Source organism: Halorussus sp. MSC15.2, assembly GCF_010747475.1.
Lineage (GTDB): Archaea > Halobacteriota > Halobacteria > Halobacteriales > Haladaptataceae > Halorussus.
In genome coordinates this window covers 90,576-103,537 of the sequence record NZ_VSLZ01000008.1, presented here as the reverse complement: position 1 = coordinate 103,537, position 12,962 = coordinate 90,576, and the positions used below count along the sequence as shown (strand labels likewise).

At 65.6% G+C, this 12,962-nt stretch carries 11 protein-coding genes and 1 pseudogene; 6 read left to right on the top strand and 6 right to left on the bottom strand.

The features are described 5' to 3' along the window. Positions 1-60: 60 nt before the first annotated feature. Positions 61-648 (bottom strand): archaellin/type IV pilin N-terminal domain-containing protein, encoded by a 588-nt coding sequence (locus tag FXF75_RS20735; RefSeq protein WP_163523972.1) that lies wholly within the window; start codon positions 646-648, stop codon positions 61-63. Between the two features lie 195 nt (positions 649-843). Further along, a complete protein-coding gene (locus tag FXF75_RS20730) occupies positions 844-2,100 on the bottom strand; it encodes a Glu/Leu/Phe/Val dehydrogenase (RefSeq protein ID WP_163523971.1) in 1,257 nt (418 codons plus the stop codon). Positions 2,101-2,407: 307 nt separating this feature from the next. On the opposite strand from FXF75_RS20730, the pseudogene gdhB reads away from it, so the two are divergent. Beyond that, positions 2,408-3,708, top strand: a pseudogene (gdhB, locus tag FXF75_RS20725) (glutamate dehydrogenase GdhB). A 37-nt stretch (positions 3,709-3,745) separates the two neighbouring features. On the opposite strand, the gene FXF75_RS20720 reads toward gdhB, so the two are convergent. Continuing rightward, positions 3,746-4,609: a CoA ester lyase gene (locus FXF75_RS20720; protein ID WP_163523970.1), complete on the bottom strand. Its 864-nt coding sequence runs from the start codon at positions 4,607-4,609 to the stop codon at positions 3,746-3,748. A gap of 179 nt (positions 4,610-4,788) precedes the next feature. Between FXF75_RS20720 and FXF75_RS20715 the strand changes: the two genes are divergently transcribed. After that, a complete protein-coding gene (locus FXF75_RS20715; RefSeq protein ID WP_163523969.1) occupies positions 4,789-5,046 on the top strand; it encodes a hypothetical protein in 258 nt (85 codons plus the stop codon). A gap of 158 nt (positions 5,047-5,204) precedes the next feature. Here FXF75_RS20715 and FXF75_RS20710 read toward each other — a convergent pair whose 3' ends face one another. Beyond that, a complete protein-coding gene (locus FXF75_RS20710) occupies positions 5,205-6,410 on the bottom strand; it encodes a PQQ-binding-like beta-propeller repeat protein (protein WP_163523968.1) in 1,206 nt (401 codons plus the stop codon). A gap of 154 nt (positions 6,411-6,564) precedes the next feature. Between FXF75_RS20710 and FXF75_RS20705 the strand changes: the two genes are divergently transcribed. Continuing rightward, positions 6,565-7,047 carry a MaoC family dehydratase gene (locus FXF75_RS20705; RefSeq protein WP_375335557.1) on the top strand — a complete coding sequence of 161 codons (483 nt, stop codon included), beginning with the start codon at positions 6,565-6,567 and terminating at the stop codon, positions 7,045-7,047. 174 nt (positions 7,048-7,221) lie between these two features. Then, the gene (locus FXF75_RS20700) at positions 7,222-7,599 is read left to right on the top strand and encodes a hypothetical protein (RefSeq protein WP_163523966.1); all 378 of its coding nucleotides are present in this window, start codon (positions 7,222-7,224) and stop codon (positions 7,597-7,599) included. Positions 7,600-7,802: 203 nt separating this feature from the next. On the opposite strand, the gene FXF75_RS20695 is transcribed toward FXF75_RS20700, so the two are convergent. Continuing rightward, positions 7,803-8,177, bottom strand: coding sequence for a DUF5658 family protein (locus tag FXF75_RS20695; protein ID WP_240334843.1), 375 nt, complete (start codon positions 8,175-8,177; stop codon positions 7,803-7,805). Positions 8,178-8,505: 328 nt separating this feature from the next. Further along, positions 8,506-10,293, bottom strand: a complete 1,788-nt coding sequence (locus FXF75_RS20690) for an acyl-CoA carboxylase subunit beta (protein ID WP_163523965.1) — start codon at positions 10,291-10,293, stop codon at positions 8,506-8,508. A gap of 213 nt (positions 10,294-10,506) precedes the next feature. Here FXF75_RS20690 and FXF75_RS20685 point away from each other — a divergent pair, with 213 nt between their 5' ends. Continuing rightward, positions 10,507-11,538, top strand: coding sequence for a DUF4352 domain-containing protein (locus tag FXF75_RS20685; protein WP_163523964.1), 1,032 nt, complete (start codon positions 10,507-10,509; stop codon positions 11,536-11,538). A 95-nt stretch (positions 11,539-11,633) separates the two neighbouring features. Beyond that, on the top strand, positions 11,634-12,854 hold the full coding sequence (gene gfo6 / locus FXF75_RS20680; protein WP_240334841.1) for a D-xylose 1-dehydrogenase Gfo6: 1,221 nt from the start codon (positions 11,634-11,636) through the stop codon (positions 12,852-12,854). The last annotated feature ends 108 nt before the right edge of the window (positions 12,855-12,962 follow it).

The window sequence follows — 12,962 nt, the reverse complement described above, 5'->3', positions numbered from 1 at the left end:
TTGCCGTCCGTCGATGCTGCTATTCGGGCGGAAAAGCAGAAAACCAGAGAGTACCGCGTCCTACAACTGCACCGCTTTCTTGTTGGTCAGCGTCTGTGGCACGTTGTGGTGGTAGGTCACCGCACCCGCCGAAGTCACTATTTTGATGGTGAAGTCCTCGGCTTCCTTGAGACCGTGAGATTTGTCGGTCAGCGCCGTGGCGTCGAGCGTGACTTGGAACCTGTCGGCCTGATCGACGAGGACCGGCGCGGTGTCGCCGATGTCCTTAATCGCCGAGACGCTGAACTGCGTGTCGTTGGCGACGTCGCCCTTCGTCAGAATCGCCGCGTTGTCGGGACCGAGCCACTCGACCGTGGCGGTCGAGAGGTTCACGTCGCCGGACCCGGAACTCTTCATCACCGTCAGGTCCACGGTGTGAATCGATTCGTCGTTACCGACCGTCCCGGTCGTACTGACGACGTTTACGCGGTTGGTCACCTGTGCCGTCGATTCCTCGCCCGTCTGCTCGGACTTCGTCTGGAGGAAGCCCGCCGTATTGATGAGGACGCCCGCCGCGATTGCGGCGACCAGCACCATCGCGATGAACACGATGAGGGTGCCGATGCCGACCTGACCGCGGTCGACCCGCCCGTTTTCGATGTCGAACATGGTTCTCTTCTGGCCTTCTTTTCTCGGACGTAGGACATAAAACCCCGATATCATTATCACAGTTGAAAATAGGACTGAAACCGCATCTTAGGAACTAACTCGGCATTTCAACCCGACACTACGAATATGGTGTCAGGGTGCGGTCAAATACGTTACTTCGGAAGAAAACGCACTCGACGCAGAGACGCCGTCGCCTCAGGGCCAGTTACCGCTCTCTTCGTATGCATCGACGACGCGCTGGATGGCGACCACGTAGGCGGCCGTCCGCATGTTGGGTGCGCCGGTCTCCTCGTAGGTCTCGACCAGATTGTCGAAGGCGTCGGTGATGATGCGTTCGAGTTCCTCGTTGACGCGTTCCTCGGTCCAGTGGAACCGCTGGCGGTTCTGGACCCACTCGAAGTACGAGACGGTGACCCCGCCCGCGTTCGCGAGGATGTCCGGGAAGACGTAGGTGTCGGTCTCCGAGAGGACGTCGTCCGCCTCGGGCGTGAGCGGGCCGTTCGCGGCCTCGACGACCACGTCGGCCTGCACGTCCCGCGCGAGGTCGCCATCGATGGCGTTTTCGAGCGCGGCGGGCACGAGCAGGTCCACGTCGAGGGTCAGCAGGTCCTCGTTGGTGAGTTCCTCCGCGGCGTTGTGATAGCCGGCGACGCTGCCCGTCTCGCTTTTGTGCTCCTTAACCGCGACGGGGTCGAACCCGTCCTCGCGGTAGATGCCGCCCGAGGAGTCGCTGACTGCCACCACGTTCGCACCGAGTTCGTGGAGGAGTTTCGCCGCAATCCATCCAGCGTTCCCGTATCCCTGCACGGCGACCGACGCGCCCTCGATGTCGCGGCCGAGGTAGTCGAACGCCTCGCGGGCGGTGAGCATGGTCGAGCGTCCGGTCGCTTCGACGCGACCCGCACTTCCGCCGCTGTCGGGCGACTTCCCCGTGATGACGCCGGGTTCGGTCGTGTTCTCCAGCGTCTCGTAGGTGTCCTTTATCCAGTTCATCTCGCGCTGGCCCGTGTTCACGTCGGGAGCCGGGATGTCCTTGTCGACGCCGATGAACGGTCGAAGTTCCTTGGCGAACGACCGGGTGATGCGTTCGAGTTCGTCCTCGCTGTAGTCGTCGGGGTCGATGATGATACCGCCTTTCCCGCCGCCGTACGGGATGTCCACGACGGCGCACTTGTAGACCATCCACCCGGAAAGCGCCTTTACCTCGTCGCGCGAGACGTTCGGGTGGTAGCGAATACCGCCCTTGTAGGGACCGCGGTCGCCGTTGAACTCCGACCGAAACGCCTTGAACACCTCGACGTCACCGTCGTCGGTCTCGACGGAGAGATTCGTCTCCAGCACGCGCTCGGGATGTTTTAGCCGATTCAGCACGTCGTCGCCGACGTTCATGTACTCGGCCGCGTCGTCTATCTGTTCCTGCAGACTCTCGAAGGGGTTTGCTTGCTCGGACATGAATGGTAAACTCTACCGTCGTCTTACGAGTTCTCCGTAGCGACTCATACAGTTTCCGGAACAGTTCAATTATTTGCGGCGTCGTCCGGCCGCAATCTCCCGGTTTTGTCTAACCAATACCCTATCCGACTGATAGCGTAAGTGTGTGTATAAGGTCCTAAGATGAGTCTATAGCATTAATATTTTATACGACTGCGGGAATCTACGGCTACGATGCGTCGCCGCGACGACTCGTGTCGGAATCGGGGCAATCCGACGGGGAGACGACCCGAGAAACGAGTCGAGCAGTCGACGTGACGACTACACCATGTCTTCAGGAACTGTCGAAACCACGGACCAGAAGCGTAGCGACGAAGAGACCGAAGAACCCGAGTCGGCGCTCGAAACGGCACGGCGGCAACTCGACCACGCCGCGGCCCACCTCGACGTGGACGAGGGCGTCATCGAGCGACTGAAACACCCGACGAAGGTCCACCGCGTCGCCGTCCCGCTGAAGCGCGACGACGGGTCGGTCGAAGTGTTCACGGGCTACCGCGCCCAGCACGACGACGTGCGCGGCCCGTACAAGGGCGGCCTGCGCTTCCACCCCCACGTCAGCGAGCAGGAGTGCGTCGGCCTCTCGATGTGGATGACGTGGAAGTGCGCGGTCATGGACCTGCCGTTCGGCGGCGGGAAGGGCGGCATCGTGGTGGACCCGAAGGACCTGAGCGACGACGAGACCGAACGACTCACTCGTCGGTTCGCCGAGGAACTACGTAAGTTCGTCGGGCCGAAGAAGGACATCCCGGCCCCCGACATGGGCACCGACGCCCAGACGATGGCGTGGTTCATGGACGCCTACTCGATGCAGGAGGGCGAGACCATCCCCGGCGTCGTCACCGGTAAACCGCCGGTGGTCGGCGGGAGCGAGGGTCGCCAAGAGGCACCCGGCCGCTCGGTCGCAATCATCGCTCGCGAGGCCGCCGACTACTACGACTACGACCTCGAAGACACCACTATCGCTGTGCAGGGATTCGGGTCGTCGGCGCGAACGCCGCCCGCCTGCTCGACGACTGGGGCGCGAACGTGGTCGCGGTCAGCGACGTGAACGGGGCCATCTACGACCCCGACGGACTCGACACGCACGCGGTTCCCTCCCACGAGGAGGAACCCGAGGCCGTGATGACCCACGACGCCCCGGAGAAGCTCTCGAACGAGAAGATTCTCGAACTCGACGTGGACGTGCTGATTCCGGCGGCTATCGGGAACGTCATCACCGCCGACAACGCCGACGACGTGCAGGCCGACGTGGTCGTCGAGGGCGCGAACGGGCCGACCACGTTCGCCGCCGACGCAACTCTGGAGGAGAACGGCGTCGAAGTCATCCCGGACATCCTCGCGAACGCGGGCGGGGTCACCGTCTCGTACTTCGAGTGGTTGCAGGACATCAACCGGCGTCAGTGGTCGCTCGAACGCGTCAACGACGAACTGGAGAAACACATGCTCTCGGCGTGGGACGACGTGCGGAGCGAGGTCGAGGCCCGCGACGTGAGTTGGCGTGACGCCGCCTACGTCGTCGCGCTGTCGCGTATCGCCGAGGCCAAGACGACACGCGGTCTCTGGCCCTGATAGTCGGTCGGGAATCGAAGCGTCTCCTCTTCTGCGGTCAGTCTCGGTCGGCGGCCTCGGCGTACGCCAGCACGCGCTCGGCCTGCGCTATCAGCGGTGCGTCTATCATCTCGCCGTCCACTCGGAAGACGCCACGACCCTCGGCGTCTGCCTCCGCCTCGGCCGCCAGCACGCGCTCGGCCCACTCGACGCGCTCGGGGTCGGGCGTGAACGACTCGTTGATGGGACCGACCTGCCCGGGGTGAATCGCCATCTTCCCGTCGTACCCCAACTCGACCGCGAACCGGGTCTCTTCGCGGAGGCCTTCCGCGTCCTCGATGTCGGTGTACACCGTGTCGATGGCGTCCACGTCGGCGGCGCTGGCCGCCAGCACGACGTGCTCGCGTGCGTGGAGGACTTCGGTTCCCTCGTCGGTCCGGGTCGCGCCGAGGTCCGCCGCGAGGTCCTCCGCGCCGAACGCCAGCGCGTCCACTTCGGGGACTGCCGCGATGTCTTCGGCGGCGAGGATTCCAGCGGCCGTCTCGACCAGAGCGATAATCGGCACCTCGGCGTCGTGCTCGGCCAGCAGGTCGGCCAGCGTCTCGGCGTCGTCGGGGTCCTCGGTCTTCGGCAGCATCACCGCGTCGAGCGTCGCCGCCGCGTCGCCGCCCTCACCGAGAACGCCACGGAGGTCGTCGTCCGCGGCGATACCCGTCGGATTCACCCGGATACAGACCTCGCAGTCGGGCGAGAACTCGGGGTCGGCGAGAACCGCCCGTACCGACTCCCGGGCGTCGGCCTTGCTTCCCGGAGCGACTGCGTCCTCCAAGTCGAACGCGATTACGTCGGCCCCCGCGGTCGGCGCTTTCCGCATCATCTCCGGGCGGTCGCCCGGTGTGAACAGTAGGCTTCGTCGTGGCATGTGCGTAGGAACGACGGCGTGGGCTTTCAACCTCGTGGAATAGCTCACGACGTTCCGAACGGTCCGACGCGGAGTCGGAGGGAGAGGCGGTCGGAGCTTCCATCGAACGTACGAACACGTTTCTAGTTTATATTATAGAATAATTCATTATAATTTATTACGTATTCGGGGATGCAGTCATGAGACGACGCAAACTACTCAGGAACACCGCATCGACCGGCCTGCTGGCGCTGGGTGCGACGAGCGTCGCCGCGGCCGCGACCGGAGAAGGAGAGTTCGACCCCGAGGAACTCGACGACGACCCGATGGTGTCCGTCGTCGAGGAGGAGACCGGCGAGCGGGTCGAAAAGCCCCTGTCCCAGACCGACGCGACGCTCTCGGACTGTTGTCTGGTGAAAGACGGGTGTGCATGTGCGTGTTACTGCTGCATCTGTTGAGGCAGTGCTGGCCAACAGAAGCGACGTGAGTGTCGAGCAGGAGCGACAACCAATCCGTAGCGCCGGACCGAAACGTCCGGTCACCAGCGGACCGACTCGTTCTTTCGCTTCACCGTGCTCGTTCGACCGACTCCGCGGAGACCCGTCCGTCGGTCGCTTCAGTCCGCGTCAGCGAGCGAAAGCGCAGTGACAGTCCCGCCGCAGTCGGCCACGTAGGCCGTCTCGCCCGCGACGGTCACGGGGGCGACCACGACGTCGTCCGCCCGGTACCACCACGCCACCGTCCCGTCCGCGACGTCTATCCCGTACACCACTCCGGTGTCCGTACCGACGACGACCGTCCCGTCGGCCACCGTCGGCGACGCCCAGATTCGCGCACCGAGGTCCGTCCGCCACGCGACCGCCCCGTCGTCGGCGTCGAAGGCGTAGACGAGGCCGTCTCCGTTGGCCGCGAAGACGGTCCCGTCGGCCACCGTCGGCGACGCCCACACGCCCGCGCCGGTCTCGGCGCGCCACTTCTCTCGTCCCGTGACCGCCGAGACCGCGTACACGCGGCCGTCGTCTACCGTCCCGACGTAGGCCGTCTCGTCGCCGACCGCGGGCGCACCGCGCACCGCGACGTCGGGCACGAACCGCCAGCGCTCGCGGCCGTCGGTCCGGTCGTGGGCGTACGCGCCGCCGTCGAGACTCGCTAGGAGGAGTCGCTCGTCGTCCACCGTGAGCGCACAGAGCGCCCGCGAGGCGTTCCGAAACGTCCGGAGCGGGGAACCGCCTCGGGCGTGGAGGGCGGCCACGCGGCCGTCGTCGGCCGCGACGAACACCGTCCCGTCGGCGACCGCCGGAGACGCCTGTACGTCGCCATCGACCGTGAACTGCCACCGGGGGTCGCCGGTCGCCGCATCGAGTGCGAGGACCGTTCCGCGACTCGTTCCGGTGTAAACCGCGTCGTCGGAGAGAGCAGGACCGGTGACCCGGCCGCCCACGCGGACTGACCAGCGTTTCGTTCCGTCGGCACCATCGAACGCGTGCGTGCAGCCGTTCGCACAGCCGAGGTACACCGTCCCGTCCCGGACTACGGGTGCGGTTTCGGCCGGGCCGTCGGCCCGAAACCGGAATCGCACCCGGTCGGGCGACAGACGCCGGTCGGTCCCGTCGTCCGTCTGTCGCCGGTCGTGCGCTGCGTCGGGGGTCGTCGGACGCCGGCGCGCCCGTCGCGCGTGCGACTCGCGTGCGTCCGACCCACCGGCCGAGGGCGTCGCGCCCCGCGGCGTCCCCTGCGCCGCTTCGCGTCCGGTGGCCGAGCCGACGCTTTCGTCCCCTGTTCGCGGTCGCGCCCACTCGAACCGGCTTGCGTCTTCAGACATGGTAAGCCTCGACTGTGACTGACTGCGACCCAATTTATTCGGGTCTTAGCCTTTGTTATGCTCCCGTTACTGAACCTCAGGTGGGGCCTACCTCCCGCCGCGGCCGGACCGCGCGGTCGAACCGGCGGGATTTTTGCCGAATCGAGCCGACTCCTTGACCATGAGCGGACTCTACTACGAGGAGTTCGAGGTCGGCCAGACCATCGAGCACGAGAAGCGTCGGACGATTAGCGAGAGCGACAATCAGGAGTTCTGCGACATGACGATGAACCAGCAACCGCTCCACCTCGACGCGGAGTTCGCCGCCGACACGCAGTTCGGCGAGCGGTTGGTCAACGGACTCTACACGATGAGTCTGGCGGTCGGTCTCTCGATTCCCGACACCACCGACGGGACCATCGTCGCCAACCTCTCGTACGACGGGGTGGAGCATCCCAACCCCGTGTTCCACGGCGATACCATCCGCGCTCAATCGACCGTGACCGACAAGCGCGAGACCAGCGACGGCGAACGCGGCGTCGTGACGATGCGCGTCGAGGCGTTCGCGGTCAACCGCGACGAGGAGGGTACCGAGGGAGACGGCGAGACACTGGTCTGCGAGTTCGAACGGACGGTGCTGTCGCTGAAGCGCGAGTAAGCCTGACCGACACTCCGAGACCGGGTCGAGTCGTCCCGCAGGACTGTTGACTGTCACACCGTCGGTGAGCGGGCCGTCCGAAGCGACCGGCCCTCCGTGACTCCTCGACCCCGACTACGTGAATTAATTTCTAGAAAAATTTTATGTAACAATAGTGCGTACCGTCTCTTGGCCATGAAACGCCGACAACTCGTCAAGAGCGTGGCGGCCGGAAGCGTCCTCGGCCTCGGAAGCGGTATCGCCAGTGCCGAACCGAAACTCATCAATCCCGAAGACCTCGACGCGATTCACGTCGTCCGCGACGGTGAACGTGTTCGGACCGTGGAGAACCCGACGATGGAGGAGTTCGACCGACTCCACGACGAAATCAGCGGGGACGAGCAGGTGGTGACCCCCGACGGCACCTGTTTCCCGAAGTGCTGTCAGGATTGTCCGCCGGATTGCAGTAGTTGCGGGTGTGCGTGTTACTGTTGTGATACTAGCAGCAACATCTGTTCGTGCTGTAGTCAGGTGGACAACCCCGAGCAGACGACGTGCTGTCCCGACTGTTGAATCCAACCGACGCCAGATAGCGCGCGGTGACCGGTCCGGTCGCGACCGGTCGCCCCGAAGCTATCGACCGGAACCGAATCCATTCGCGGTCGGCGAGGACTCGACGGTGAGTGGCGGACGATGGCCCCGGGAAATCGAGAGACCGTGTTGTGGGAGGGACCGCAGAGACGGCGCAGACGAGAGCGAGGTCGGTCCGCGCCGACTCAAACCACCATCGCGTACAGCGCGAGGTTGACGAGGACCGCTCCCGTCCACGGGACCGCGAGTCCGGCGGGCACGAGCAGGCCGTGTCGGTCGGGCAGGAGTCGCCGACAACCCAGTCCGACGCCGACCGCGAACAGTTTCAGACCGACCATCGCCGAGAACCCGAACGTCTCGATGGCGGTGCGAGCGACCGGGTTCGACTCCGACAGCCCCATCTGGAGACCGTAGTAGGTAGTGAGCAGGTCGCCCACGAGCGCGACCGCCACGAGAAGCCAGAGCAGTCGCTCCGTCCTCGAAACGTCCGCCACCGCGGCGGTCACTCGTCGTCGACCCGTGCGAGTCAGCGTCGGCCAGTAGCGTCCGTCCGAACTCATGGGGAGAACCGGCGCGAGGTGCGCCCAATCACGGACGAACGGACGACGAGACGGGCTATTGTTATACGGGTCCTTCGTTCTCGACGGAGAGCGGTAATCGAGCGATAGCTCGCCTTCTCGCTACGAATCGGGTACTCGGATTCGGACGAATAGCGTGTCGGACACCGCTTCCACCGTTATCGCGGCGATAACGTCCGACAATTGTGGTCTACGAGGCCAACTGTACGAGCAACTGCTGTAGCTACATCTGCGAGCGTTACACCTGCGACGACGGGTCGGAAGTGTGCGACCCGACGACTGTCGGCCGAACGACCGTGGAACTGCCGGGTTACAGAATCGTGCCGTGCTTCTTGTCCGGCAGTTCCTTCTCGACGCCCTCGTAGAACGCGAACCGGTTCTCCAGTTCGGTCCGGAGCGTGCTCGGCGGGACGATTTCGTCCACGACGACTTCGCTCGCCATCCGGTGGATGTCGATGTCCTCGCGGTACTCCTCGCGGAGTTCCTGCTCCATCTGGGCGCGCTCTTCTTCGTCGTCGATTTCGGAGAGTTTGCGGGCGTACACCGCGTTGATGGCGGCCTCCGGTCCCATTATCGCGATTTCCCCGGAGGGGAGTCCGATGATGCTCTCGGGGTCGTAGGCCGGGCCGCCCATCGCGTAGATGCCCGCGCCGTAGGCCTTCCGGACGACGACGGTCTGCTTGGGGACGGTCGCGGACGACGTGGCGTAGATGAACTTCTTGCCCTTTTCGAGGATGGCGTCCTTCTCGACCTGCGACCCGGCCATGAATCCCGGCGTGTCACACAGGTAGAGCAGGGGAATCTCGTAGGCGTCGCAGGTCCAGATGAACTCCGCGGCCTTCTCGGCGGCGTCGGGGAAGATGGCCCCCGCGCGCTGGGCGGGTTGGTTGGCGACGATGCCGACCGGACGGCCGTCGATGCGGGCGAACGCGGTGATTATCTCCTTGCCGTACTCCGACTTGAGTTCGAAGTAGGAGTCTTCGTCCACCACGCGGTCGATGACGTCGGTCATGTCGTACCCTTTGTTCGGTTCCTGCGGGACGATGGAGTCGATTCCCTCGGGCGACTTCAGCGGTTCCCTGCCCTCGGTCTTCGGCGGCTTCTCGTCGGCGCTGTCCGGGAGGTAGGAGACGAGGTCGGCGACGAGTTCGCACGCGTGCTCCTCGTCGTCGGCCACGAGGTCCGCGCTCCCCGAGTGCTTGGCGTGGACGTCCGGGCCGCCGAGTTCCTCCATCTCGATGTCCTCGCCCGTGACCATCTTGACCATCCGCGGGGAGGCGATGGCCATCGCGGACATGTCCCGGACCATGACGGTGAAGTCGGCGAACACCGGCGTGTAAGCGGCTCCGGCGATGCAGGGTCCGTAGAGGACGCAAATCTGTGGGACGCGCCCGGAGAGCATCGAGTGGTTGTAGTAGTACTTCCCGATGCCTTCCCGGTTGGCGAAGAACCCGGTCTGCTGGTCGATGCGCCCGCCCGACGAGTCCATCAGGTAGAGGACCGGCTTGCCGGACTTCAGGGCGCGCTGTTGCATCCGGAGGAACTTCTCGACGCCCTTCTCGGCCATGCTCCCGGCCTTGACGGTGAAGTCGTTCGCCATGAAGTGGACCTCGCGGCCCTCGAACTCGGCCGCGCCCGTGAGCAGGCCGTCGCCGGGGAGTCGGTCGTCGTTGTCCTCGGCGTCCACTTCGGGGCTGTCTCCGTGCCACGCGTCGAAGTTGGCGAACTTGCCGTCCTCGAACAGCATCCCGTCCTCGCCGAACCAGAGGTCGAGGCGGTCGCGGACGAACAGTTTCCCCTGCTCTTCGAGTCGCCGCTTGTACTTCTCGGGACCGCCCAACTCGATGTCCTCGATTTCGGCCCAGAGCGCCTCCTCGCGCTCGGTCGGTCCGAGGTCGTCGGAGTCGGTGGCCCCGGCGGTCGATTCCGCGGCCGACCCGTCTGACGCGCTCGCGGCGACGGGCGCTCGCCGGACGACCGCGGGCGAATCGGCGTCACCCACGAACACTTCCACTTCGTCGCGGACGTGTTGGGCCAGCGCCTCCGCGATGGCGGAGGCCTCTTCGTCGGTCGCACCGTCGCTGACGCGGACTTTCATGTAGATGACTCCGGCCAGCGATTTCAAACAGTTTTCCCTTTAGGTTGGCGAATATTGCCGTCGGCCGGGCGCGACGCCCGCGACGGCGACTGGCCGAACGACGCCGTTCTGCAGCTTCCGTGACCGCGTAACCGACTCCTACGGACGGGACAGACGCCGCTTGCGTCGGCTCACGTCGCTCGTAACTATCCGCTTTCAGATATATCATCGAATATGAACCGCCGAACTCTCCTCGCCACACTCGGCGCTGGCGTGTTCGCTGGCTGTACCGGCTCTGACTCCACCGCACGGACGACCGATGCGACGACAACGGACGAGACGACGACCGCCGGTGAAACCACTACAGGTGACAAGACCCACGAGGCCGACGACACGGAGACGGCCGACAGTGAGTCGGGCGAACGGGCGCTCGCAGTCGGCGAACGGGTGGACGACCAGCAGTTGAGCATGGTCGTCCGCGACGTGTCGAAGACCGACAAGCTCGGAGAGTTCACCACGGCCGGTAGCGGGAACACGTTCGTCGTGGTCCGGCTCGCGGTCAAGAACACCACGAAAGACACCTACCTCGGTTTCAGCGGCTTCCTTCAGACCCGCGCCAAGGACGATTCGGGCTACACCTACGACCAGTCGCTGTCGGCGACCGACCAGACGTTCACCGGCGGCCAACTCGTCCCCGGCGAGGTGTCGCGGGGCGATATCGTGTACGAGGTTCCGAAGGACGCCTCGGGTCTCACCCTCCAGTTCGACTTTCGGGCGGTGTCGTTCCTGACCGTGGACCGCGTGACCGTGGACCTCGAATCGACCGCCGACTCCGTGGCGGACCTGAAACAGGACCTCGGCGTGGACGTTCACGACACCGGGAAGTCGGTCAGTCACGGCGGCGTCGGCGTCACGGTCAACGGCGTGGAGTACGCCGACACGCTCGGGGACTTCGCGCAGGCCGGGGAGGGCAACGAGTACGCTATCGTGGACATTACGACGAGGAACGGGACCGGGAAGGCCCAACACATCTCGACGGCGCTCCAGATGCTCGCGAAGGACGGGAAAGGGCGGTCGTACTCGCTCAGTATCGACGCCGCGACGGCGCTCGACCGACCCTACGACGAGGCCTCGGCGCTGGCCGACGGCGAGAAGCGCCGCGGCAAGGTGGCCTACGAGGTGCCGAAGGGCGTCAGCCCGCTCTACTGGACGTTCGAGTACTCGCTCTGGACCGACGGGGACAAGACGTTCTGGAAGCTCAGGTAACGCTCCGAGTCCACCGGAGCGCTCCATTCTCCGCGCCCGTCCCCCGGTCGGCTCGCAGACACGACCGTCTCCCGACCAACTCCCGCGTACGTCTGATGCGGACACGCTGCGTCTCGACGAGACCGACGGCGAGTTCGGTCTCCGCGACGCCTCAGCCGACAGCCTTTCGGACCACGCGACGAGACCCGAAACATGAATCTCGACGCCTACTTCGGGGACTTCGCGGCCCGCGACTGGCAGACCGCCGCGGAGGGGACGGTCCGAATCGCCCTGCTCGGACTCGGGGGATTCGCCCGCGAGCACGTCCTGCCCGCACTGACGGGCGGCGCGCGGCCGCCGGTGGCGAAAGCGACGCCGCTACCGACCGCACGCGGTTCTGCGAGGTCACGGCGCTGATTAGCGGGTCGCCCGAGAAGGCCGACTCGGTCGCCGACCGATACGGCGTCGGCACCGTCCTCACCTACGACGAGTTCGAAGCGGGCGAGGGTGTCGAGACCTTCGACGCGGTCTACGTCGCGGGACCGAACGCGCTCCACCTCGACTACGCCCGGACCGCGGCCGACCACGGCAAGCACGTCCTCTGCGAGAAACCCATCGAGACGAGCGCGGACCGCGCCCGCGAGATGGTCCGGGTCTGCGAGGACGCGGGCGTGACCCTGATGGTCGGCTACCGCCCGCAGGTCGAACCCGCGACGCGTCGCCTCCGCGAGATGGTCCGAGACGGCGTCCTCGGCGACCCGGTGACGTTCCACGGCTGGTTCACGGGTCACATCCTCGACGCGGGCGGTCCCGACCAGTGGCGACTCGACCCCGAGATGGCCGGGGGCGGCGCGCTGATGGACGTGGGCGTCTACCCCCTGAACGCGGTCCGGTTCCTGCTCGACGCCGAACCGGTCGCGGTCCGGGCGACGACCAGCGCGCCACACGACCAGTTCGAGGGCGTGGACGAACACGTCGCCTTCCAGTTGGAGTTGCCCGAGGGCGCGAGCGCCTCCTGTTCGGCGAGTTACCACGCGCAGGCCGACGACCGCCTCCGACTCGTCGGCACCGAGGGGCAGGCCGAACTCGCTCCCGCGTTCAACTCCGAGATTACCCCGACGCTGACCGTCGAACGCGGCGACCGGCGCGTCGAGTACACCGGCCCGTTCGTCAACGAGGTGGCCGAGGAGTTCGACTACTTCGCCCACTGCGTACTGACGGACGAGACCCCGGACCCCGACGGCCGCGACAGCGTGGCCGACATGGAGGCGGTCGAGGCCATCTACGAGTCGGCCGAGACCGGTCGGCGAGTTACGGTCGGCGACGTCGGCCCGTAATCCTCCGCGCTGCTCAGTTCTCCGATTCGCTCTCGCCGACGTGCAGTCTTTCGCGCCCGGACTCCTCGTTGTACCCTTCCGAACGATACTTTAGATTTATACCACTAC